We start from the raw sequence: 23,444 nt of genomic DNA, 5'->3' as shown, positions 1-23,444 counted from the left end.
AGCGGTCCAGGCAAGCAAAAGGGCCCACCCCCGAGGGGAATGGGCCCTTTCGTCTTACCCGCAGCCTGGCGAGAGGCTACGGGCAGACCTGGCGCTCCTAGCCTTCGGCCGGAGCCTGAGCGTGCTCGCCGGTTGCCGCCGAGCTGTCGGTGTCCGCCGCTTCGGTCTCATCCTGGACCGGGGCCAGCGACAGCTTGCCGCGGTCATCGATCTTGGTGATCTCGACCTGGATCTTCTGGCCGACACCGAGCACGTCTTCGACGTTCTCGACGCGCTTTCCACCGGCAAGCTTGCGCACCTCGGAGATGTGCAGCAGGCCGTCACGGCCGGGCATGAGCGAGACGAACGCACCGAAGGTGGCGATCTTCACGACCGTGCCCAGGAACCGCTCCCCCACCTCGGGGTTCAGCGGGTTCGCGATGGCGTTGACCGCCATGCGGGCGGCCTCAGCAGATGGGCCGTCAACCGCACCGATGTACACCGTTCCGTCATCCTCAATTGAGATGTCGGCTCCGGTGTCATCCTGGATCTGGTTGATGTTCTTGCCCTTCGGGCCGATCAGCTCGCCGATCTTGTCGATCGGGATCTGCACGCTGATGACGCGCGGCGCGGTCGGCGCCATCTCGTCAGGAGCGTCGATCGCGGCGTTGATCACCGAGAGGATCGCCGTGCGGGCTTCCTTGGCCTGCTTCAGCGCGCCATCGAGCACCGACGACGGGAGCCCCGCGAGCTTGGTGTCGAGCTGGATCGCGGTGATGAACTCGCTCGTACCGGCGACCTTGAAGTCCATGTCGCCGAGGGCGTCCTCCGCACCCAGGATGTCGGTCAGCGCCGCGTAGCGCGTTTCGCCGTCAACCGTGTCGGAGACGAGGCCCATGGCGATGCCGGCAACCGGGGCGCGCAGCGGCACACCGGCATTGAGCAGGGACAAGGTGGATGCGCAGACGGAGCCCATCGACGTCGAACCGTTGGAACCGAGAGCCTCGGACACCTGGCGGATCGCGTACGGGAACTCCTCGCGGCCCGGCAGCACCGGCACGAGGGCGCGCTCGGCGAGGAAGCCGTGCCCGATCTCGCGACGCTTCGGAGAACCAACCCGGCCGGTCTCACCGGTCGAGTACGGCGGGAAGTTGTAGTGGTGCAGGTAGCGCTTCTTGGTGATCGGGCTCAGCGAGTCGATCTGCTGCTCCATCTTCAGCATGTTCAGCGTGGTGACACCCAGGATCTGGGTCTCGCCGCGCTGGAAGATCGCTGAACCGTGAACGCGCGGGATGACCTGAACTTCAGCATCCAGCGGGCGGATGTCGGCCAGGCCGCGGCCGTCCATGCGGACGCCCTCGGTGAGGATGCGGTCGCGAACGATCTTCTTGGTGACCGACTTGTAGGCGGCAGACACCTGTCCGTTGGCAGCCTCCGGCAGTTCCCCGGCGGTGACCTTGGCGGCGATCGCGGACTTGACCTCGTCCTTGAGCGCGTCATCCGCGCCCTGGCGTTCCGTCTTCGCGGCGATCTGGTAGATGTCCTTGAGGCGGTCGAAGGCGAGGCCGGCGACAGCGTCGTAGGTCTCCTGGTCGTACGCGGTGAAGACCGGGAAGTCCTGGATCTCCTTCGCCGACTGGGCTGCCATCTCGGACTGCGCCTTGGCCAGCTGCATGAGGAACGGCTTGGACGCCTCAAGGCCCTGGGCGACGACGGTCTCGTCGGGCTTGGTGGCGCCGGCCTTGATCAGGTTCCAGGAACCTTCGGTGGCCTCGGCCTCGACCATCATGATCGCGATGTCCTCTGCACCATTGGCGTCGGTGACGATGCGACCGGCGACGGTCAGGTCGAAGACAGCCTCTTCAAGCTGCGTGACGTTCGGGAACGCAACCCACTGGTCTGCGCCGTTCGAGTTCGGGATGAGCGCCATGCGGATGCCGGCAATCGGGCCGCTGAAGGGCAGGCCGGAGATCTGGGTCGACGCGGAAGCCGCGTTGATGGCCAGTGCGTCGTAGAACTCGCCCGGGGCGATACTCAGGACGGTGATGACGATCTGAACCTCGTTGCGCAGGCCGTCAACGAATGACGGGCGCAGCGGACGGTCGATCAGGCGGCAGACCAGGATGGCCTCGGTCGATGGGCGGCCCTCACGACGGAAGAACGATCCGGGGATCTTTCCGGCTGCATAGGAACGCTCTTCGACATCGACGGTGAGCGGGAAGAAGTCGAAGCCCTCACGCGGGTGCTTGCCGGCGCTGGTCGCGCTGAGCAGCATGGTTTCTTCGTCAAGATAGGCAGCGACGGCACCCTGTGCCTGCTGGGCGAGGCGGCCGGTCTCAAAACGGACCGTACGCTTGCCGAACTTGCCGTTATCGAGAACGGCTTCGGCGAATTTGATTTCTGGACCCTCCATAAAGGGTGTCTCCTTTGTTTTACGTCGCAACCCCGTATTGGGCCGCGACTCATCAAGGAGCAGGAGCGGGTTCGATGACACGTAGTCCTGGACAGGCGTCCGGCTGTGTACGTGCGAAGGTCCCTAGAGTGGGGCGCATGTCTGGCCAACAGTAGAAATCCGCCAGACCTCGTGTCTGGAAAATCACCACCGGTGACCAGCGTCTTGCCGGCCTGCTCCATAGGTTGCTCAGTATTAAATTGTGCTCAGTTCAATGTGACTGAGCGGATGCCCTTGGGCAACCTCGTAGAGCTTACCAGTCTCCCCTTGTAGCGCCTAGCGTCATCGCGGCGCGCCGTCCTGGTCGGGACAGCGACACCGCGACAACGTCAGCGACCACCGCTCAGCGGCGGCGAAACAGAACCGCGATCGAGATGGCCAGTGGCCAAAGCGCGAACGCGAAGATTCCTGCGTAGAACAAGGGGTCGACCGCCAGTGCGGCCCAGGTCAGGGCGCCGAACGCGAGCCCCAGCCATCCCACCCAGGCAGCGAGGGCGCGGGTACGGAGAATCACCAGCGACGCCGCAACCATCACCGCGCCCTTGACGACGAAAGCAGCTGTACCCACCATGTCTCCAACTGCGCCGAGTCCCCAATACGAGATAAGGAGGGTGTCATCGAGTGCGGCGAAGTCGCTGAAGGCCAGCGAGCCGGTGAAGCCGGCGGCGATAAGCAGCCAGGCCGCGCAGAGCACTCCGCCACCGAACACGAAATCGGCACCATAGCCGGTGTCGGCGGATGCCCGGCGCAGCACACCTCGAAGGTGGGCACTGAAGAACGCGACGGCCGTCGCGGCGACCGCAAGCAGGAGGGAGTAGACCTGCAGCGCGTCACCGGATGCCTCCAGGTACTCGCGTAGACCGGCGGGCGAGGTGTCCGTCGCGGGGTCCGGGGCCCAGGCGGCGAACAGCAGGGCGGTGACGAGTGCGCCGCTGAATGCGCCGAAGGTGATTCGTCGCTTCGATCGTGGGTGCGTCGGCCGATCGGCCTGGGTTTCAGCAGGGACTGACATGGGTTCTCCGTTCTGCACGGTCACGGTGGCCGCACCCTTCGAGACTCGCCCCTGGCGTCGGGTGGCCGCGAGTGGCATCCGTCCTCATCGCGTCCTCATCAGCACGACGGCTGTCCCGGGTAACCGGCGGCGAAGTCGGGACGAACGTCCCCTGTGCCGGGCGAGGTTCACTCATAGACTGACGCGAAACCACCGGACCACGCCGAGGATCACATGCGACAACGCGTTCGACACGCTCCGCTCACTGCGTTCGCGATCACTGGCGCCCTCATCACCACCCTGATCGCGGTCGGTCTCGCCGAAGGGGAAACGCAGCTCTCCGACCTGATCTGGCTCAGCAGCTTCGCGGTGCTCGCGCTGATCGGCTCGGTGATCGTCGCAGCCAGGGCACGCAACGCCATCGGCTGGGTTTTCGTCGGCTCAGGCGCGGCCACCATGCTCGCCGCGATCATGGGTGAGCTTGCGAGTGATGGCTGGGTGCTGCTGGCATCTCTCGCGCTGTTCGGCATCGCCTGGGTCACCCTCACGACGCTGCCGCTTCTGCTGTTCCCGGATGGGCGCATCCGAGACCGGCTGGGACGGTGTCTGACTTGGGCGGTCGCTGTGCTCGTGCTGGCTCTCCTGGTGCTGGTCGCGGTGAATCCGGATGAGCTGGTACCGGGCATCGCATCCCCACTGGCCGTTCCGGCGTTTGCCGGCGTCGCGAGCGCCGGCATCGACCTCCTCCTGGTGGCCAGTGCACTCGTCACCCTGACAGCCGCAACCGCGCTGGTGCTGCGCTGGCGCGGCGCAGCAGGCCAGTCGCGCAGACAGCTCTCCTGGTTGGGCCTTGCGGCACTGCTCATCATCGCCCTGGTGGTCGTCGGATTCTCGCTTGGACTGGCATTCCCGTCGCTGGACCCGGCCGTTGGTGCCGTTCTCGAAGGATTGCAGGTCGTCGCTCTCCCGCTCGCCACCGCCGCGGCGGTGCTGGATGCCAGGTTGTTCGACATCGACGTGGTGTTCAAGCGGTCGGCGGTGTACGCCGTCGTGACTTCGGCCGTGGTCGTCGTGTACGCAGGGGTGCTCTGGGGAGCGACCAGCCTGATCGGGTTCGAGGCATCGGCCGTGGCCACTCTGGCGGCGAGCGCCATCGTCGCTGTCGGGATATCGCCGCTCAAGGATGCCGTCACCTCGCTGGTTGAAAGGCGGCTGTTCCGGGACCGGAGAAACCCCCAGCGCGCCTTGACGGCTGTGGCGACCGGCGTCGGAGCTGCCCACGAACCGGACGAACTCGTTGCCGCCGCGGTGGCGCAGATCGGGGAGAGTCTCCACCTCGGATACGTCGGGATCGAGTTGGATGGCAAGCCCGGATCGCACTGGGGTGACAGCACGGCGGAACGCGCAGGGTTCGATCTCATCGCGTTCGGCACCCAGTTGGGCCGGCTCACCGTCGCTCCACGAAATCGCGGTGACTCGCTGACGCCGGCAGATCTCGCGGTCGTTGCCGCCCTCACCCAGCAGCTTGCGCTTGTCGCGCACGCGGCCACGATGAGCGAGTCCCTGCAGGCGTCACGCGCGGCCCTGGTCGTTGCGCGTGAAGAGGAGCGGCTGCGACTGCGCCGAGACTTGCACGACGGGCTCGGGCCAACGCTTGCCGGCATGACACTGCAGGTGGATGCCCTCGTGGACTCGGTCGCGGCCGACGCCGAAGCCGCCGCCGACCTCGCCCGGCGGGTGAAGCAGTCGCTGCAGGGTGTCATCGCCAGCCTTCGCCGGAACCTGGACGGCCTTCGCCCGGCGGAGCTGGACCAGCTCGGTCTCGCCGAATCCCTGGCCGAGCATGCTCGTTCGCTCTCCGCCGGCGGGCTGCCGGTCGAGTTGGTCTTCGCCCCGCTGCCGAGAATTCCCCCAGCCGCCGAGGTTGCCGCCTATCGGATCGCGACTGAAGCGCTCGCGAACGTCGTTCGCCACGCCGGTGCGACCACGTGCACGGTTCGAGCACACGTCCTCGAGGGCATCCTGGTCATCCGCGTCGACGATGACGGTCGCGGGATCGACACTGCGGGAAACGCGTCCAGGGAGGGGGTCGGAGTGCCATCGATGAGAGCACGCGCGGAGGAGATCGGTGGTCGCCTGCGCATCACCGAGCGTTCCGGGGGCGGAACGACGGTGACGGCGGAACTGCCGCTGGCGGTGATCGTGCAGTGATCACCGTCCTCGTCGTCGACGACCATCCGATCGTCCGTGACGGTGTGAGCGCCGCGCTGGCCAGAAGCGAACTGCGAGTCGTCGCTGAGGCCGCAACTGCGGGCGAGGCCGTCCGCCTGGCCGTCGAACACCGGCCGACTGTGGTGTTGATGGACCTCTCCCTGCCCGACTTCTCCGGCATCGAGTCGACCCGGCAAATCCTTGAGAAGGTGCCGGACACCGCAGTCGTCGCATTCACCATGTCGGATGACGACGCATCCGTTTTCGCAGCGCTTCGGGCAGGCGCGATGGGTTACCTGGTCAAGGGCGTCGGTAAGGAAGAACTCGTGCGCGGAATCGAGGCGGTTGCTGGAGGCGAGGTACTTCTGCTCGGGCAGGGAGTCGCCAAGCGCGTGCAGGCGCATTTCGCCGGCCTGCCGGGCAGCAATACTGCCGTCGACGCCGACGATGGTGTTCTGGATGCGGCAGGGCTGACGCCGCGCGAGCGGGATGTGCTGGGTTTGATGGCCGAGGGATGGGGTAACCAGACCATCGCTGCCCGCCTGTTCCTCTCGCCCAAGACGGTGCGTAATCACGTGTCGACCATCATCGGAAAGCTGCAGGCGACCGATCGTGGCGAAGCGGTGGTGCGGGCTCGCAAACTTGGCTTCGGCACTGCCCGCGCCTGATGCCCCCTGGATGATCGCGGTCTCAGCTCACCGCATCGAACGCCTCCCTCCGCCAGGCGACCACCTCGTCGTCGATGTCATTGACCGTGGACAACTCGAGGTGGTGCCTCCACACCTGGTCGCTGTCCTGCGCGCATGGGCCCGAAACATCCAGTTGTGGACACCGTGGACGAAATTTCGACGTTTCTTTCGCGGCGGACGCGCGTCATATCGCCGGACAGCCGCCTCGCTGTCGATACGCTGATGCGCGTCAGAGAGGACTTCGAATGCGAGTTGGAATAGTGCGGGAGAGCCGCGCAGGAGAACGACGGGTGGCGGCTACGCCGGAAACCGTCGCGACATTGGCGGCGCTCGACCTGGAGGTCATCGTCGAATCCGGTGCTGGCGTGGAATCCGGGTACGCGGACGGAGCGTACGAGGCTGCCGGGGCATCCGTCGTCCCGAAGCTCGAGTTGGAGACGCTCGATGTCTACTGCCATGTTCGCGCGTTGTCTCCAGCGGATGCCGCCCGGCTGAAGGAACAGGCGGTGACGATCGGGCTCGCCTCCCCGGCATCCGAACTCCCCACCGTCAGTGCTCTCGCGGCACGAAACGTGACGTCGTTCGCGCTGGAGCTGCTCCCCCGCATCTCCCGCGCCCAATCGATGGACGCGCTCAGCTCCCAAGCCCTGGTGGCCGGCTACCGCGCCGTGCTGGAGGCGGCCACCCGGTTCCCGCGCTTCTTCCCCCTGTACATGACCGCCGCCGGAACCATTCCCCCGGCCAAGGTTCTCGTGCTGGGCGCCGGCGTCGCCGGGCTCCAGGCCATCGGCACCGCCAAGCGGCTGGGTGCCCGGGTCTCAGCCAACGACATCCGCCCGGCATCCGCCGACGAGGTGAAGTCGATGGGCGGCACCTTCATCAACCTCGATCTCGACGCGGCTGAGAGCGCCGGCACCGGCGGCTACGCCCGAGCGTTGAGCGACGACCGCGCGGAGCGTCAGCGTCAGCTGCTCGCACCCCACGTCGCTGCTGCAGACATCCTGATCACCACGGCTGCCATCCCCGGCCGGGCCGCCCCCCTGCTGGTCACCGCCGACATGGTGGCCGGGATGCGCGCCGGATCCGTGGTGGTGGATCTGGCCGCCGAGAGCGGCGGAAACGTCGAGGGCGTCGTCGCAGGCAGTGACGTGAAGGTCGCCGTCGACGGTGGTCACGTGACCCTCGTCGGCCTCGCGGATGCGCCGTCGGCCATCCCGACGGACGCCTCGCGCCTCTACGCGAAGAACGTTTCCAACCTGCTCACCCTCATGATCGCCGACGGTCAGCTGGCGCTGGACTTCGATGACGAGGTCATCGCCGGCGCCTGCCTCACCCACGAAGGCACCGTGCGCCACGCACCGACCGCCGAAGCCCTGGAAGGACAGAAATAATGGATGCTGTCACGCTCTTGACGGTGGTTGTGCTTGCCGTCTTCGTCGGCTTCGAGGTGGTCTCCAAGGTGACCAGCAAGCTGCACACGCCGCTGATGTCCGGTGCCAATGCCATCCACGGCATCATCCTGATCGGTGCGATCATCGTCGCCGGCCAGACCGGCGATCCCCTGCTGCTCACGGTTGCGCTGATCGCCGTGGTGCTCGCAACAGCGAACCTGGTCGGCGGCTTCGTGGTCACCGACCGGATGCTCGAAATGTTCCGTGGCCGTAAGAAACCGGCCTCTGCCTCGTCGGAAGGTGACGCCAAGTGAACATCCTCGCTCCCGAGATCACCGCGCTCGCCTACCTGGTGGCCGCAGTCTGCTTCATCCTCGCCCTCAAGGGGCTCAGCTCGCCGCAAAGCGCACGTCGCGGAAACCTGATCGGGGCCGCCGGCGCCGTACTGGCCGTCGTCACGGTGTTCCTGTCGATGGAACTCGACAACGTGGTGCTCATCATCGCGGCCATCCTGGTGGGCTCGGCGATCGCCGTTCCCATCGCCCGCAAGGTGCAGATGACCCAGATGCCGCAACTGGTTGCGCTGTTCAACGGTGTCGGCGGCGGCGCGGCCGCACTGGTCGCGGTGCTTGAGCTCGGGCACAACGAGGACCTCTGGGTTCGGGTCGCAATCGTGTTCACGATGCTGGTCGGTGCGGTGTCCTTCGCGGGCTCAGCAGTGACGGTGTTGAAGTTGCAGGAACTCATCACCACCCGCCCGATCCTCTTTCCGGGGCTCGCCTGGGTCATGTCGATCGTGTTGCTCGCCTCGCTCGCCGCCGGCACACTCGTGGTCATCACCGGGGCCTGGTCCTGGGCCGTCGGGCTCCTGCTGCTCGGGCTGGTTGCCGGAGTTCTCCTGGTTCTGCCGGTCGGCGGGGCGGATGTGCCGATCGTCATCTCGCTGCTGAACGCCTTCACCGGTCTCGCCGTCGCGGCATCCGGTGTCGTGCTCGGCAACGTGCTGCTGCTCGTCGCGGGAACTCTCGTGGGTGCCAGCGGAACCATCCTGACCCAGGCGATGGCGAAAGCCATGGGCCGAAGCGTCAGCGGGATCATGTTCGGCGCCTTCCGCGGCGGTTCCACTGCCGGGTCCACAACCGTCAGCGACCGACCGGTCCGGTCCTCGTCCGCTGAGGACGTCGCTGTTCAGCTCGGCTATGCGCAGCGAGTGGTCATCGTTCCCGGCTACGGCCTGGCCGTTGCACAGGGCCAGCACACCATCGCTGAGCTGGCCGAAGCGCTGGAGGAGCGCGGCATCGACGTGACGTTCGGCATCCACCCGGTGGCCGGCCGGATGCCCGGCCACATGAACGTGTTGCTTGCCGAGGCGAACGTGCCGTACGAACTGCTCAAGGAACTGGATGAGGTGAACGCCGAGTTCGCCCACACCGATGTGGTGCTGGTCGTTGGCGCCAACGATGTGGTCAACCCCGCGGCGAAGACCAGTGCGGGATCCCCCATCTACGGCATGCCGATCCTTGAGGTCGGACAGGCCGGCCAGGTGGTGTTCCTCAAGAGGTCGATGCGGCCAGGGTTCGCCGGAATCGAGAACGAGTTGCTCTACGACCCGAAAACCGCGCTGCTGTTCGGCGACGCCAAGGCGTCGCTCACGCAGGTACTCGGTGCGGTGAAGGCGTTGTAACGCGTCAGTCGATCACGTAGGAGCCGGTCGGGCTGAACGAGGCGTCGAGCGCGAACGGGTCACGGACTTCGCTGGAGCGGGTGGACGCCTCGACCAAAGAGGCAAGCTCTCCGGCAGCGCGCTCCACCCGGTCGTGCAATGTTTTGACCTTGTCGGCACCGCTGCCCCAATCGGATGATGCGGCGAATACCCCGGTCGGTGCGACGATCGCGTGCAGGTAGGTGAACAACGGGCGCATGGCGTAGTCGAGCACCAGCGAGTGCCTGGCCGTTCCCGCGGTGGCCCCGATGAGCACCGGCATGTCGACGAGCGCCTGGTTGTCGATCACGTCGAAGAAGGACTTGAACAGGCCGTTGTAGCTGGTCGTGAAGATCGGAGTCACCACGATGAGCCCGTCGGCAGTGGTCACCTTGTCGATGACCTCCTCCAGCGCTGGGCTGGGGAACCCGGTCAACATGTTGTTGGTCACGTCCTGCGCAGTGTCCCGCAACTCGAAGGTCTCGACGGTGACGTCGTAACCCTTCTCGACCAGCCGGGACACGACTGCGTCGGCCAGGCGGTCGGCCAGCATCCGCGTGGATGACGGCTTGCTGAGCCCGGCGGAGACGACGGCGATCCGGCGCTTTTCCTTGACAGCGCCCATTACTTCACCCCTACGTTCTTCTCGGCGGCCGCGACGGCTGCTGCCGCATTCGCTGCCTTCACTGATTCGTGGGTCGGAGCATCCGGAACCTCGGCCGGGCGGTTCTTGGCCATCTCCTTGCGCAGCACCGGAACCACCTCGCCGCCGAGAAGGTCGAGCTGCTCGAGCACGGTCTTCAGCGGAAGTCCGGCGTGGTCCATCAGCCAGAGCTGGCGCTGGTAGTCGCCGACGTAGTCGCGGAAACTGAGCGTGCGGTCGATGACCTGCTGCGGGCTGCCGACGGTCAGCGGAGTCTGCGAGGTGAACTCCTCCAGGCTGGGGCCGTTTCCGTAGACGGGTGCCTGGTCGAAGTACGGGCGGAACTCGTTCACCGCGTCCTGCGAATTCTTTCGCATGAACGCCTGGCCGCCGAGGCCGACGATCGCCTGCGCTGCCGTGCCGTGGCCGTGGTGCTCGAACCGCTGGCGGTAGAAGCCGACCATCTTGGCGGTGTGGCTGCCCGGCCAGAAGATGTGGTTCGAGAAGAATCCGTCACCGTAGAACGCGGCCTGCTCGGCGATTTCGGGGCTGCGGATGCTGCCGTGCCAGACGAAGGGCGGCGTTCCGTCGAGGGGGCGCGGCGTTGACTGGAAGCCTTGCAGCGGCGTGCGGAACTGGCCTTCCCAGTCGACGTAGTCTTCGCGCCAGAGCTTGCGCAGCAGGGCGTACTTCTCGAGCGCGAGCGGGATGCCCTGGCGGATGTCTTCGCCGAACCACGGGTACACCGGTCCGGTGTTGCCGCGGCCCAGCGTGAGGTCCATTCGTCCACCGGAGAGGTGTTGCAGCATGGCGTAGTCCTCCGCCAGGCGCACCGGGTCGTTGGTGGTGATGAGCGTGGTCGCGGTCGACAGGATGATGCGGTTGGTCTTGGCGGCCAGCCAGCTGTTGATCGCCACCGGGCTCGAAGGGAAGAACGGCGGGTTGTGATGCTCCCCCATCGCGAAGACGTCGAGGCCGACCTCTTCGGCGTGCTGCGCGATGGTGAGGACGTCCTGCAGACGCGATGCATCGGTAGGTGTCTTGCCGGTGGTGGGGTCGGTGGTGATGTCACCGACGCTGAAGATTCCGAACTGCATCTGCCGATTGCCGGCAGCGGGTGTGGCGTTCATACGCTCAAGCCTTTCTATGCGTTTGCATATACATTGTATGCCAACCCGGTCGCATCCGAAACTATTCCCTTCATTTCCCCCAGCACACTCCCAGCCCTCGTCCCGCACGACTCAGGAGCTTCACCGCTCACCTGCGTATGGTCGGATTCATGCGCCTTACACTTCCCACCCCTGCTGATCTGTCCGAGCTGACCGACCACCGCGATGAGCCCAGTGTCAGCATCTACCTGCCGTCGTCGCCGTTGCCGACCGAGACCGATGCGGTCAAGATCGCTCTCAAGAATGCCATCAATGATGCCGAGGCCCAGCTGGCCGAGATCGGTATGCCGAAACCGCGGATCACGGCGTTGGGCGACACCCTGCGCGCCCTCGAATCGGACCGGGAATTCTGGCAGAACCAATCCCGCGCAATCGCCGTCTTCGCCGCCCCCGGCGTGATGCACGCGTTCCGGTTGGCGAACGATCTCCAGAGCCAGGTCAGCGTCGGGGACCGCTTCGACATCGGCACCCTGCTGCGGTCAGTGACTTTTCCCCACGGCGGTTTCGTGCTCTCGGTGACGGAGGGCGATGTGCACTTGCTGGAGCTGTCGGCCAACCAGCACCCCGTCGAACTCGACCTTCCCGGGCTGCCCGCCGACCTCCACACGGTGCTCGAGTACACGACGACGAGCGGTCGGTTCGACCGCGAAAGCGCCGACGGCGCAACCGGGCAGAGGATCGAGCAGCAGCGCTACTGTCGATTGGTGCAGGACGCCGTGCTGGACCGCATCGGGGACACAGCCTTACCGCTCGTCCTGGCAGCAAGTCGTGCGCTGGAGCCGGCATATCGGGAAATCAACAGCTATCCAGGGCTGCTCGATCGCGGAATCCAGGCGAACCCCGAGTCGTTGACGATCGACGAACTGGATGCCCGCACGCGGGAGATCCTCGACGGACACTATGCCGCTGAATTGAGCCAATGGCGGGAACTCTTCGGGACACAACACAGCAACGGCCTCGCCACCAGTCAGCTGGGCGAAGTTGCCAGGGCGGCCACTGCGGGAGCAGTGGACGGGCTGTTTTTCGACATCGACTCCACCCTGGAGGGAACCATCGACGACGTCGGGGTGGTCCATTCCGCCGACGCGCCTGGGCCGACGACCTACGGCATCGTCGACGAGGTTGCCGCACGGGTACTGCGCAGTGGCGGCACCGTCAAGGCCGTGCGCGCGGCCGACCTCCCGGACGACTCGCCGGTGGCCGCAACCCTGCGCTACGCGCTCTAACGATCGGGCACAGCCCTACAAGCTGAGAATTGAGTGCAATCGGAGGTCGCCGACCCGTTCTCGCCCGCCCAGGCCCTCCAGCTCGAGAACAACGCCGACGCCGGCGATCGTGCAGTCGGCCCGCTGCAACAGCCGGGCAGTGGCGTTGACGCTTCCGCCGGTGGCCAGCACGTCGTCCAGGATGAGCACGCGGCACCCCGTCGGCACATGCCCTGGCTCGATCTCGAGAGCAGCCTCGCCGTACTCCAGCGAATACCGCTCGGTGATGACCGGCCCGGGAAGCTTGCCTGCCTTGCGCACGGCAATCACGCCCGTGCCAGCGCGATAGGCGACGGCGGACGCCAGAAGGAAACCTCTGGCCTCCACCCCGGCGACGGCGTCGAATTGCCCGGCAAAGGCATCGCCGAGGTTGTCGACCACCGCGGCAAAGCTCCGAGCATCCGCCAGCACCGGCGTGAGATCACGGAACAGGACCCCCTTCTCGGGGAAATCGGGAACAGTGGACAGGCGGGAGGTCACAGCCGAAGCGGCAGATTCTGGCACAAGACAACGTTACCGAACGCTCGACGGGGCGCCCGCCTCCGCGCAAACCTTGAAGATCCATGAACTTGGCTGCACCTTCAGGGCCTCCGGCGTAGCGTGAATGCATGATCCCCGCAACGATTCCGTCCACGACTCAATTGACCGAACTGACAGATCACCGGGATGACGCAAGCGTCAGCATTTACCTGCCATCGTCCCCCCTCCCCACCGAGAACCAGGCGATGCGCCTGGCGTTGAAGAATGCAGCACGGCAGGCCGGCACACGACTCGAAAGCCAGCAGGTGGACAAGGTCGTCATCGACCGTGTCCTTGACCTGGTCTCGGAGCTGGACGATGACCCGGAGTTCTGGCAGAACCAAGCGGAGGGCCTCGGCATACTCGTCGCGCCGGATGCCCTGCACGCTTTCCGGCTGCTCTACCGCGTGCCGGAGACGGTGGTCGTCGGCGACCGTTTCCGGGTCGGACCCCTGTTGCGCTCCCTGGGAACGGCGAATGCCGGTTATGTGCTCGCCGTGACGGAAGGTGACGTCTGCTTCTACGGGATTGCCGCCGGGAGCCGGCCGATCAAGCTCGACCTGGCGCTGCCGTCAGATCTTCACAGCGTGCTCGAGCATGCCGACAACGATGGGCAGGCCGACCGCGGTCGCGCGATGGGGTCCCACGGCCAGCGCATCGAGCAGCAACGGTACTGCCGCATCATCCAGGACGCGGTTCTCGAGCAGATCGGCGACAATCGGCTCCCGCTGATCCTCGCTGCGTCGAACGACTTCGGGCCAAGCTATCGCTCCGTGAACACTTACCCGGCACTGCTTCCCGAGGGCATCGAGGTGCATCCGGACTCGCTGAGCCGGGACGAGCTCGACACGAAGGCGAAGGCCATCCTGGAACAGCACTACCGCCGGGAGCTGGTGCAGTGGAAGGAGTCCTTCGGCACCAAGCGGAGCCAGGGACTTGCCACCAGCAGGTTCGACGACGTCGCCCGCGCGGCAACCGCCGCCGCGATAGCCACGCTCCATTTCGATGTGGAGTCCAGTATCCAGGGAACGATTGACGACCAAGGTCAGGTGACAAAGGCGAGCGAACAGGGCCCAGACACCTACCCGCTGGTCGATGAGATCGCATCGCGAGTGCTGCGCTCCGGTGGCGCCGTGATGGCGGTACGGAACAAGGACCTCACCGATGGGTCGCCCGTCGCCGCGGTCCTGCGCTATCCCCTCTGAACGGGAACGGGTTGAATAGAGAACGGGCCGCCACCCGAAGGTGACGGCCCGTCCTTAAGAAGGCAAGAGTTCTTGCTAGCGGCGCAGTCCGAGACGCTCGATGAGCGAGCGGTAACGGTTGATGTCCACGTCGGACAGGTAGCCGAGCAGACGGCGGCGCTGGCCAACCAGCAGAAGCAGGCCACGACGTGAGTGGTGGTCGTGCTTGTGCTCCTTGAGGTGCTCGGTGAGATCCTTGATGCGCTGGGTCAGCATTGCGACCTGCACTTCGGGGGATCCGGTGTCACCGGGCTGGGTTGCGTACTCTTCGATGATCGCCTTCTTGACATCTGGTTCGAGTGCCATAAATTGATCCCCTTTTCTCTCGTTGCGCGGTGCTGGTCGCCGAATGCGCCAGCTCTCTTTATCCGCGGCCGTTGAAACGGCAACCTTGAGAGTTTAGCACCACCGGGGCGGGGGCTGGAGCTGGACGCTTGGACACGAACTTCGGCAACTCCCGCGTGTCGTACCGGGTTATCTCAAGCTGAGGTTGAACCTTAGTTCACCACTAGTAACACCAGTACCATGCGCACCATTCTGTGAAGAGTCTGCAACGGTCGGATCTGAGAGGCGACACCATGGCCAGGCACCGCGAGATCACCACCTGGAAATTCTCCCGCGCCCGCCACCGCGCCCCGGGATCGGTGGAGCAATTCGTTCAGCGGGGCCGCCACGCCCTCATCGTCTCCCTCGCCTCGGTCGTGCTCGCCACCGCGCTGGTGACGTGGGACCCCGCCTTCGAACAGCACATCTAGGCGCGCGCGCTCCCTCGACCCGGGACGCACGGCGTGACAGGATCGACGCATGGCTTGCACCATCGTTCCTCCATACCTCCTGCTGCGGATCGCCGAGACGAAGGAACCCCACCTCGCCGAGGCGGCAGCTGCAGCGCGCCGGGCGTTACTGCACGACATTCCCTTTCGCAGCATCCGCCGAATCGCTCCAAACGTGCCGCCGACGGGTACAGGTTCGGGGCTTCAGCGCACCATCTCGACCGCCGACCACGCTGAGACGCTGCCCGGCCGGGTCGTTCGCCGGGAGGGCGAAGAACCGACCGGGGATCCTGCGGCCGACGAGGCGTACGCCGGCCTCGGCCACACCTACGACCTTTTCAGCACCCAGTACCAGCGCACCTCCATCGACGACCGCGGCCACCCGCTGGACAGCACGGTGCACTACGGCGACGGATACGACAACGCCTTCTGGAACGGCGAGCGCATGGTGTTCGGTGACGGCGACGGGCAGGTGTTCACCCGGTTCACATCATCCCTGAGCGTCATCGGGCACGAGCTCGCCCACGGGGTGACGCAGTACACCACCAACCTCATCTACGAGGGGCAGTCGGGGGCGCTCAACGAGTCGGTGTCCGATGTCTTCGGCGCCCTCGTCGAGCAGTATGCGAAAAAGCAGATGGCGGATGCCGCGAGCTGGCTCATCGGGGAGGGCCTGTTCACCGAGCTGGTGCAGGGCAGCGCGATCAGGTCGCTCAAGGCACCGGGGACGGCCTACGACGACGACGTGCTCGGCAAGGACCCGCAGCCGGACAACATGAGCGGCTATATCGAAACGTTGGACGACAACGGCGGAGTTCACCTGAACTCGGGCATCCCGAATCACGCCTTCTACCTGGTTGCCGCCGAACTCGGCGGGTTCGCCTGGGAACGGGCCGGCACCATCTGGTACGACACCATCACCGCAGGAACACTTCCGGCGGACGCGGACTTCAGCCGATTCGCACAGGCGACGAAGGATGCCTCTGTCGCACGCTTCGGCGACGGGTCAGCCGAGCATTCAGCGGTGGAATCCGCCTGGGAAACGGTCGGGGTGGCCTGATGCGCATCACCGTCATCCGAAGCGGGGGCTTTGCCGGACTCAGTCGCCAGTGGAGCGTACGCGTGGAAGAGCAGCCGGACGAGGAGCAGTGGCGAGAGCTGATCGACCGCCTGCCCTGGGACCGGGAGACGGCAGCGCCCGATGAGCCCGACCGGTACGTCTACCGCGTGCGGTGTGCCAGGCGGGAGACGGTGATTCCCGAGCGTCGGCTCGACGGCCCGTGGCGCGAGCTAGTCGAGAAGGTGAAGGATGCCGGTGCGGCGGAGGCCCCCGGTTCGCACAAGGGCGACGCCCCGGCCGGATAACGTGGGGACATGACACGTATTGCCCTCATCACCGGAGCAACCGCCGGTCTCGGCGCAGAATTCGCCAGGCAGCTCGCCGCACAACGCTGTTCGCTGGTCCTGGTCGCACGTGACCGCGATCGCCTGCAGGCAACGGCTGCCCAGCTGACCGAGGAGTTCGGCGTGCCGGTCGAGTTATTGCCGGCCGACCTGGTCACGACGGCAGGACTCGCCGCAGTCGCGAACCGGCTGGCAGACACCGTGCAGCCGGTCGACGTGCTGGTCAACAACGCCGGCTTCGGTCTCGTCACCACATTCCACGAGAGCCCGATTCAGGATGAGAACCGCCACCTCGACCTGCTCGTCGGCGCGCCGATGCGGCTTGCCCACGCGGCCCTCGGCCAGATGGTTCCCCGCGGTACTGGCACCATCATCAATGTCGCGAGCGTCGCCGGCTACACGCCCCGGGGCACGTACGGTGCGGCCAAGGCGTGGGTGCTCAGCTTCAGCCGCTGGGCGAACATCCACTACCGCCGCAGCGGCGTCACGGTGACGGCGGTCGCGCCCGGTTTCGTTCGCACCGAGTTCCATCAGCGGATGAAGGCCAGGACCGACAATATTCCGGGAGCCCTGTGGCTCACCCCCGAGCGCGTGGTCGCCGACGCGCTCCGCGGTGCAGCGAGGGGCAAGGCGGTGACGGTGCCGAGTTTCCGCTACAAGGTCATCGTGGCGCTCAGCCGGGTGCTCCCGTCACGGTTGGTGGCGGCGGGCGCCCTGCGCGGGCGATAGCAGGAGGCGGTCGCCGGCACCGGGCAGTCGCTAGAGCGGCGCGTTCGTCACCAATTGCAGGATGCCGATGGCGACCAGCGTGCCGGTCAGCGCAACGGTGGCTCCGATCGCCCAGACGGCGCGGATGATGCGCGCTATCGTCACGTCACGGCGAACCTGCTCGAACTCGGCCCGCTCCTGCTCGCTGACCTCGACGGCGGCAGCCACTGGCACGTCCGGCCACGTGCTCTCGAGTCGTGCGTACCCGGCCAGTTCGGCGACCATCGCCGGGTCCAGCTCACACTCCCTGGTCTTCAGCCAGGTGGTGATGGATGCCGCGGCGACGACGAACACATCCTTCGGCAGGCTGCGCACGTCAAGCGATCCCGGGTCGATGACGGCGATGATGGTGCTGGCCCGCACGCCCCGGCCGGCAGCCGCCTCCAGCATCCGCTCGACGTGGCCGACCACTGCCTCCGCCTGGCGGATGTGCTGCACCCGATGGCCGTCGACGACGAAGGCTCGACGGCTGACCCAGACGTTCTGCCTGGTGTGGTCGTGAATCGCAACCGAGAAGACCCCGGCTGGTCCGATGATGAGGTGGTCGACGGTTGAAGCGCCGGACGAGAGCCCGGCTGCTGTTGACGACTCAGCCTCGTCGGCCGGCGCCGGCGCCGGCCCTGGCAGTCCGTGCAGCACGCACCACTCCGGCCCCAGCCGGTGAAGCCCGGCCACGACCTCCAGCTCGCCGACGGCAGCCCAGAACCAGTGCGCGCCCGACGCCGAAATCGGGCTCTCCCCGAACAGCCGGGAACGGATGCCGCGGGGTGGAAGCGTGCGATGCACGTGCAGGAACTCGCGGATGGCGACCTGCGCGGGCGCCCGCAGGGCTACCGGGGCGCGCGAGTCCTCGCGGGATCCATCGAATGTCATGGGCAAAGGTCCTTGAAAGGGCCGCGACAGTGCGGGGCGCGACCGCATCCACCGTATTGCTCCGCCGGCCGGTGGGGACATCCCCACAACGGGGCAGCACGAAACCGCAGACGGTCTTGATTTTCGCGGACGACAGGCGCAGGCTGGAGGTAGATCAACTCATCGCCCGGAAGAGCCGCACCAAGTGCCGCACCGGGCGATGAGTCTCTTAAGACTCGTTCAACGTGGCGCGGAGGAACTGCGCGACATCATCGACTTCTTCGGCCGAGATGGAATGGCCGATACCCGGGTAGGTACGGGCGGTCAATCGCGACCGCGACGGTAACCATTGTTCGGCGCGGGCCATCGCGGACTGCGGGATCACCGGGTCGGCCGGGTCCCTCCCCCAGAACACCGGCGGCAACAGCTCGGGCAAGCGCGAGTCTGCCGGTGCATCGCCGGGCACGATGAAGCCGGCCAGGTTGACGTAGCAGGCGAACCGGTCGGGGTCGTGCCGCATGAGGTGGGTGGCCATCGCGCCGCCCTGGGAGAAGCCGGCTGCAGCGACCGGTCCGGTCGGCGCGACCCGATCGAGCCATTCCAATACGGCGATCGCGGCAGCGTCGACGCTGGCGACCGGCGGCTCCCCCGGAGCACCCGCCGCGAACCAGGTGTGGCCGCCACCGTCGAACCGCAGCGGCGCACGCAGCGAGGCGTAGGCGTACTCACCCGGCAGGAGCGGGATGAGGCCGGCGAGGTCCTGTTCGTGTGAACCGCGCCCGTGCATGAGCACCACCAACGGTCGGTCGGCCAGCTCTTCCCGGGGAAGAGACCAGACGACGAGCGAGTCATCGATGGTCACGGTTTCAGTCATGTCACGCCTCCAGGGGTCCGAGCAACGCTGTCGCCACGGTTTGATGAACGGAATCCTCGTTGCTCGGGTGGAAGCCTCCGGCCAGCACATCCCGATACAGCCGGCCGAGCTCGCTGGCGGTGAAATAGCTGGAGCCGCCAGAGACTCGAATCGCCTGGTCGACCACGAAACGCGCGTTCTCGGTCGCCCGCAGTTTCAGCCCGGTCAGCTTGCGGAACCACTGGGTGCCGTGGTCGACCACGTCGTCGACGTCGCGGGCGATCGTCTCCAACTGGGGCACGAACCCGTCGAGGGCGATCGCAGCATCGGCGACCTTCCAGCGCGTGTCCGGGTTCTGCGCCCCGGTCAGCCCGGTCTTCCTTGATCGCCTGCCCGACGCGTTCTCGACCGCGAGCTGCAGTGCGCGCTGGGCGATGCCGGTGTACACCGAGGACAGGAGGATCTCGAAGTTCGCGAAGATGGCGAAGACCAGCGGGTCGGCACTGGGTCCAGGGTCGCGGAACCCGAACACCCGCTCCGGAGAGGCGATCGCGCCGTCGAGGCGCGTGGTGTTGCTCTGGGTGGCTCTCATGCCGAGAGTGTCCCAGTCATCGAGGATGGTGACGCCGGGCGCCGCGCGGTCGAGGAAGGCGTGAACGAGTTGCGGATGCTCGGCATCCGCGGCGTCGAGACCGAAGACCCCCAGCCGGGTCCAGACCGGCGAGAGGCTGGTGAAGATCTTCGTGCCGGTGAAGGCGTAGCCGCCGTCCGGCTGCCGCCGGGCATCCGTCGCACTGTCGAACAGCACCAGGTCGTTCCCCGGCTCACTGATGCCGAACCCGAAGATCTCCCCCGACGCCGCCTCGGTGAGCACGTAGTCGAGGCTGTTGTCGCCGCGATCCCTCAGCGCCTTCGCGATACCGGTCCAGATGAGGTGCATGTTGACCGCCAACGCGGTCGCCGGTGCTGCGGCGGCCAGGCGCGCCTGCTCCCGGGTGACCTCGAGCAGGCTGAGGCCCGCGCCGCCGAGCTCGGTGGGAACCAGCGCCGCCAGGTAGCCGGCAGCAGCCAACGCCCGAAGGTCCTCGGTCGGGAACTCGTTGTCCCGGTCGTAGCCGGACGCCCTGGCATGGATGCGGTCGAGGAGGTCATCGCCCAGCAGCGACTGGCCGGGCGTTGCGGTGAGGGAGGAATTCACCCTTCCAGCATGTCATGCCGGCCAGGCGAGCCTCTACGACAGAATGAGCGGGTGAGTGTTGACTACCGACCGCTGTTCGCTCCGGTGAGCCGCGACGAGGTCGCGCAGTTCAAGCAGATGTCGCGCGCCACCGGCCAACCGTGGGCGCACGCGACCTCCGCCGCGACCATCTTCACCGTGGTGATCGGTGTCGTCGTAGCCGTGGTGATCTTCGGCGTGTTCGCCACGTCGCTTCCGGTCGCCGTCGCCTCGTTCAGCTCCGCCGGCGCGGTTTCCCTGCCATTCCTCATCGCCCCGGTCGTCCTGGTGGCGATCGGGGGCTACACGGGGTATCGGTACTTCCGTCAGGCATCCGGGCGCTGGGAAAGCCTGCTCCGCCGCACCCGATTCGCGTCACTGAACCAGCTGGCCTATTCCACCGGAACCCGGAACCCGTCTTATCCCGGCCTCATCTTCTCCCTCGGTGACGCTCGGCAGACGTCGGACAACTACCACTCCCTCACCCGGCCGCAATTCGACCTCGGAAACTACCGCTACACGACCGGGTCAGGGAAGGAGAAGACAACCCACACCTGGGGGTACCTCGCGGTACGTCTCGATCGGAAGCTTCCGCACATGGTGCTCGACGCGAAAGGGAACAACAGCATCCTCGGTGGGAGCACACTGCCCACCAGTTTCCGCCGCGACCAGAAACTCTCCCTGGAGGGAGACTTCGACAGGCACTTCACCCTGTACTGCCCGCGCGAGTATGAGCGAGACGCCCTGTACGTCTTCACGCCCGACCTGATGGCCCTCCTGATCGATGAGAGCGCGGCCTTCGATGTCGAGATCGTCGACGACTGGATGTTCATCTATTCGGTGCAGCCGTTCGCCCTCGATCAGGCAGGACCGGTGCACCGGATGTTCCGGATCATCGACACGGTCGGCGCCAAGACGCTGCGCCAGACCGACCGCTACGCGGACGAGAGAATCGGCGACAGCACAATCGACCTGGTCGCTCCCCTCGGCCAGAGGCTCAAGAAGAGCACCACCGTTGCCAGTGTCGGCTTCCTCATCGTCTTCGCCTGGATCGCGTTCAGCTTCGTCCGCGCCTGGCTGTAGACCGGCCTGCTCTAAACCGGCTCAGCTTCAGGCAGCTCGCCGACCAGCGTGAGCCTCTGCGTCGGCCTCGTCATCGACACGTACAGGGCACCGGCCCCACGCTCGCTCTCGGCGACGATCCCCGCCGGGTCCTGAATGACCACGGAGTCGAATTCCAGGCCCTTCGCCTCCTGCGGGCTGAGCACCGTGATGGGCGTCATCAGGCTGTCCGAGCCGAGCGCCACCTGATCCCCATACTCCTCGCGGAGCCGGTCGTAAGTTGCCCCGGCCTCGGCGACCGGTGCGATCACGGCCAGGGTGCCAGTGGCATCCAGCTTCCGATCGATACGCACCGCCTCCACCACGTCACCGGCCTGCATGATCGGCCACTCGCTCTCGCGGACCGACCTGGATCGCGTGACGGGCAGCCCGTGCTCGATCGCCCATCGTTCCGCAGCATCCGCGATCTGGCTCGGGGTGCGGTAGTTCACGGTCAGTTCCTCCAGGCGCCACCGGTCGGCCTCGGGTGAGCGGCCCAGCAGCGGGCGCAACGCTTTCTCCCAGCTGGGGGCGGCGGATGCTGCGGCGGCCTGGGCAATGTCGCCGACGATCGTGAACGACCGCAGCGGGCTCCGCCGCAACAGTACTCGCCACTGCATGGGCGACAACTCCTGCGCCTCATCGACCACGATGTGGCCGTAGGTCCAGCTGCGGTCACCGGATGCCCGCTCCGAGGTGGTCGCGGTGACGCCGGACTCCGCGAAGTTGGCCGCGAGGTCTTTCGCGTTGACCATCCCGCCGACCTGCATGTTGGCGATGGCGGCCTCGGCGTTCTCGATGTCGCGCCCCCGCTGCAACTTCTCCTCGCGCTTGTGGGCGGCATCCACCACGTCGTATTCACCGAGGTGCTCTGCCGCCTCATCGAGCAACGGCACGTCGTCGATGGTGAAGGGTGCGCTGCGATCGCGTCGAAGCAGGGCGCGCTGCTCGTCGCTCCAGCGTGGGGTCAGCTCGGCCAGCCAGTGCGGCCGTGCGTAGAGGTCCTGCAGCAGCTTCTGCGGGGTCAGCGGCAACCACGCAGTGTTGAGCGCCACCCGCACATCGTGTGAGGTGCGCAGGTCTTCGCGGAGCATCGGATAGTCGCTCTCCTCGATCGAGTTGCCCTGCGCCTTCAACTGCTCGGCCCACTGCCTGGTCAACTGATTCAGAGCGCTCTTGACGAAGGCGACTCTCGCCTCGTTGTGCGGCTTGTGAGAGTTGCGCGCCTTCGCGATCGCCTGCTCGATCGTTTGCGGCTGCAATACCACTGTGTCTCCGCTGACCTCCAGCGACTGCGGCCCCGCCGGTACCCGCTGCCGCGAGCGAACCGCCCTCGACACCAGGTCGGCCATCATGGTGCGCCCCTTCAGCAATGAGACCTGCGGGACATCCTGCACCGTCGCATCCACTTCCGGGAACAGCTGGCCGACGCTGGCCAGCACCACCCCGGTCTCACCGAGGGAGGGCAGCACGGCTTCGATGTAGTTGAGGAACGAACGGGATGGGCCGACGATGAGCACCCCGGAGTTCCGCAGCCGTTCGCGATGCGTATAGAGAAGGAAGGCGGCGCGATGCAGGGCGACAGCCGTCTTACCGGTGCCCGGCCCGCCCTGGACCACCAGGATGCCCTTCAGTTCCGAGCGGATGATGCGGTCCTGTTCGGCCTGGATGGTCGACACGATGTCGGACATCCGCCCGGTGCGCTCAGCGCTCAGCGCCGCCAACAGGGCTGACTCACCCTGCAGGTGTTCTACGCCATCGCGGTCGAGCAGGCTGGGGTCGAAGATCTCGTCTTCGATGCGCACCACATCCTTGCCCTGGGAGATCAGGTGGCGCCTGGCGCGGATCCCGAGCGGCGTCGCTGCGGTCGCCTGGTAGAACGCGCTGGCCTGCGGCACCCGCCAGTCGAGCAGGACCGGCCGCTGGTCCTCGTCGCGCAAGCCGATGCGTCCGATGTAGTGGTGTGTCGCGCCGTCTTCGTCACCATCGTTCAATTCGATCCGGCCGAATGCCAGGCGTTCGGTGACCTCCCTCAACTGGACGATGCGGTCCTCGTAGAGGCGGGCAAAAGTATCGCGCTCGCTCCTGGCCTGGTGGTGACCGCCGACGTTGAGCGCCCGCACCGCCTCCAGCTGCCGTTGGGCTTCGCCTTGAAGCTGACCCAGCCGCGCATAAAGCCTGCGCACGTAACCTTGCTCGTGCTCCAGATCGTTGTCGATCAC

The 23,444-nt window shown here is 66.4% G+C and carries 22 protein-coding genes; 12 read left to right on the top strand and 10 right to left on the bottom strand.

Going from position 1 to position 23,444, the window contains the following annotated elements:
• Positions 1-97: 97 nt before the first annotated feature.
• Both ACX3PH_RS08785 and ACX3PH_RS08780 read right to left on the bottom strand, forming a co-directional pair.
• Positions 98-2,392 (bottom strand): polyribonucleotide nucleotidyltransferase, encoded by a 2,295-nt coding sequence (locus tag ACX3PH_RS08785; RefSeq protein ID WP_459091540.1) that lies wholly within the window; start codon positions 2,390-2,392, stop codon positions 98-100.
• A 382-nt stretch (positions 2,393-2,774) separates the two neighbouring features.
• Complete coding sequence (locus ACX3PH_RS08780; protein WP_459091538.1) at positions 2,775-3,443, bottom strand: hypothetical protein; 669 nt, start codon at positions 3,441-3,443, stop codon at positions 2,775-2,777.
• A 213-nt stretch (positions 3,444-3,656) separates the two neighbouring features.
• Between ACX3PH_RS08780 and ACX3PH_RS08775 the strand changes: the two genes are divergently transcribed.
• From ACX3PH_RS08775 to ACX3PH_RS08755, 5 genes are all read left to right on the top strand, one after another.
• Positions 3,657-5,633, top strand: a complete 1,977-nt coding sequence (locus ACX3PH_RS08775; RefSeq protein ID WP_459091536.1) for a sensor histidine kinase — start codon at positions 3,657-3,659, stop codon at positions 5,631-5,633.
• Positions 5,630-6,301 (top strand): response regulator, encoded by a 672-nt coding sequence (locus ACX3PH_RS08770; protein ID WP_459091534.1) that lies wholly within the window; start codon positions 5,630-5,632, stop codon positions 6,299-6,301. Before ACX3PH_RS08775 ends, ACX3PH_RS08770 begins: the two co-directional genes overlap by 4 nt.
• Positions 6,302-6,567: 266 nt before the next feature.
• Positions 6,568-7,713 (top strand): Re/Si-specific NAD(P)(+) transhydrogenase subunit alpha, encoded by a 1,146-nt coding sequence (locus tag ACX3PH_RS08765; RefSeq protein ID WP_459091532.1) that lies wholly within the window; start codon positions 6,568-6,570, stop codon positions 7,711-7,713.
• Entirely contained in the window at positions 7,713-8,027 is a 315-nt protein-coding gene (locus tag ACX3PH_RS08760; protein WP_459091530.1) for an NAD(P) transhydrogenase subunit alpha part 2, read from the top strand. Before ACX3PH_RS08765 ends, ACX3PH_RS08760 begins: the two co-directional genes overlap by 1 nt.
• Entirely contained in the window at positions 8,024-9,397 is a 1,374-nt protein-coding gene (locus ACX3PH_RS08755; protein WP_459091528.1) for an NAD(P)(+) transhydrogenase (Re/Si-specific) subunit beta, read from the top strand. The genes ACX3PH_RS08760 and ACX3PH_RS08755 overlap by 4 nt, the downstream gene beginning before the upstream one ends.
• Before the next feature lie 4 nt (positions 9,398-9,401).
• Here the strand turns inward: ACX3PH_RS08755 and ACX3PH_RS08750 are convergent, their stop codons facing one another.
• Together ACX3PH_RS08750 and ACX3PH_RS08745 are read right to left on the bottom strand one after the other, a co-directional pair.
• Positions 9,402-10,040 carry an FMN reductase gene (locus ACX3PH_RS08750; protein ID WP_459091526.1) on the bottom strand — a complete coding sequence of 213 codons (639 nt, stop codon included), beginning with the start codon at positions 10,038-10,040 and terminating at the stop codon, positions 9,402-9,404.
• Positions 10,040-11,155: an LLM class flavin-dependent oxidoreductase gene (locus tag ACX3PH_RS08745; protein WP_459092384.1), complete on the bottom strand. Its 1,116-nt coding sequence runs from the start codon at positions 11,153-11,155 to the stop codon at positions 10,040-10,042. The genes ACX3PH_RS08750 and ACX3PH_RS08745 overlap by 1 nt, the downstream gene beginning before the upstream one ends.
• Before the next feature lie 182 nt (positions 11,156-11,337).
• On the opposite strand from ACX3PH_RS08745, the gene ACX3PH_RS08740 reads away from it, so the two are divergent.
• Positions 11,338-12,453: a baeRF11 domain-containing protein gene (locus ACX3PH_RS08740; protein ID WP_459091523.1), complete on the top strand. Its 1,116-nt coding sequence runs from the start codon at positions 11,338-11,340 to the stop codon at positions 12,451-12,453.
• Positions 12,454-12,468: 15 nt separating this feature from the next.
• Here ACX3PH_RS08740 and ACX3PH_RS08735 read toward each other — a convergent pair whose 3' ends face one another.
• Positions 12,469-12,996, bottom strand: coding sequence for an adenine phosphoribosyltransferase (locus tag ACX3PH_RS08735; protein ID WP_459091521.1), 528 nt, complete (start codon positions 12,994-12,996; stop codon positions 12,469-12,471).
• 104 nt (positions 12,997-13,100) lie between these two features.
• On the opposite strand from ACX3PH_RS08735, the gene ACX3PH_RS08730 reads away from it, so the two are divergent.
• Positions 13,101-14,216 carry a baeRF11 domain-containing protein gene (locus ACX3PH_RS08730; RefSeq protein ID WP_459091519.1) on the top strand — a complete coding sequence of 372 codons (1,116 nt, stop codon included), beginning with the start codon at positions 13,101-13,103 and terminating at the stop codon, positions 14,214-14,216.
• A gap of 75 nt (positions 14,217-14,291) precedes the next feature.
• On the opposite strand, the gene rpsO is transcribed toward ACX3PH_RS08730, so the two are convergent.
• Positions 14,292-14,561 (bottom strand): 30S ribosomal protein S15, encoded by a 270-nt coding sequence (gene rpsO / locus ACX3PH_RS08725; RefSeq protein WP_459091517.1) that lies wholly within the window; start codon positions 14,559-14,561, stop codon positions 14,292-14,294.
• A 272-nt stretch (positions 14,562-14,833) separates the two neighbouring features.
• Between rpsO and ACX3PH_RS08720 the strand changes: the two genes are divergently transcribed.
• Genes ACX3PH_RS08720 through ACX3PH_RS08705 form a run of 4 tightly spaced genes read left to right on the top strand, consistent with a single transcriptional unit; the run spans position 14,834 to position 17,161 of the window.
• Positions 14,834-15,010, top strand: coding sequence for a hypothetical protein (locus ACX3PH_RS08720; protein WP_459091515.1), 177 nt, complete (start codon positions 14,834-14,836; stop codon positions 15,008-15,010).
• 49 nt (positions 15,011-15,059) lie between these two features.
• Positions 15,060-16,088 (top strand): M4 family metallopeptidase, encoded by a 1,029-nt coding sequence (locus ACX3PH_RS08715; RefSeq protein ID WP_459091513.1) that lies wholly within the window; start codon positions 15,060-15,062, stop codon positions 16,086-16,088.
• Positions 16,088-16,393: a protealysin inhibitor emfourin gene (locus tag ACX3PH_RS08710; RefSeq protein ID WP_459091511.1), complete on the top strand. Its 306-nt coding sequence runs from the start codon at positions 16,088-16,090 to the stop codon at positions 16,391-16,393. Before ACX3PH_RS08715 ends, ACX3PH_RS08710 begins: the two co-directional genes overlap by 1 nt.
• 9 nt (positions 16,394-16,402) lie before the next feature.
• Positions 16,403-17,161: an SDR family NAD(P)-dependent oxidoreductase gene (locus ACX3PH_RS08705; protein ID WP_459091508.1), complete on the top strand. Its 759-nt coding sequence runs from the start codon at positions 16,403-16,405 to the stop codon at positions 17,159-17,161.
• Between the two features lie 30 nt (positions 17,162-17,191).
• Here ACX3PH_RS08705 and ACX3PH_RS08700 read toward each other — a convergent pair whose 3' ends face one another.
• The 3 genes from ACX3PH_RS08700 to ACX3PH_RS08690 form a co-directional block, all read right to left on the bottom strand.
• Positions 17,192-18,073 (bottom strand): hypothetical protein, encoded by an 882-nt coding sequence (locus tag ACX3PH_RS08700; RefSeq protein ID WP_459091506.1) that lies wholly within the window; start codon positions 18,071-18,073, stop codon positions 17,192-17,194.
• Between the two features lie 208 nt (positions 18,074-18,281).
• Entirely contained in the window at positions 18,282-18,926 is a 645-nt protein-coding gene (locus ACX3PH_RS08695) for an alpha/beta hydrolase (protein WP_459091504.1), read from the bottom strand.
• A 1-nt stretch (position 18,927) separates the two neighbouring features.
• Positions 18,928-20,103: an acyl-CoA dehydrogenase family protein gene (locus ACX3PH_RS08690; protein ID WP_459091502.1), complete on the bottom strand. Its 1,176-nt coding sequence runs from the start codon at positions 20,101-20,103 to the stop codon at positions 18,928-18,930.
• A 51-nt stretch (positions 20,104-20,154) separates the two neighbouring features.
• Between ACX3PH_RS08690 and ACX3PH_RS08685 the strand changes: the two genes are divergently transcribed.
• A complete protein-coding gene (locus tag ACX3PH_RS08685) occupies positions 20,155-21,204 on the top strand; it encodes a hypothetical protein (RefSeq protein WP_459091500.1) in 1,050 nt (349 codons plus the stop codon).
• Between the two features lie 11 nt (positions 21,205-21,215).
• On the opposite strand, the gene ACX3PH_RS08680 is transcribed toward ACX3PH_RS08685, so the two are convergent.
• A complete protein-coding gene (locus tag ACX3PH_RS08680; protein ID WP_459091498.1) occupies positions 21,216-23,444 on the bottom strand; it encodes a HelD family protein in 2,229 nt (742 codons plus the stop codon).

The sequence above is a fragment of the Homoserinimonas sp. A520 genome (assembly GCF_054489245.1).
Note: the sequence above shows the minus strand (reverse complement) of the source record. Positions and strands in the feature narration are given on the sequence as shown.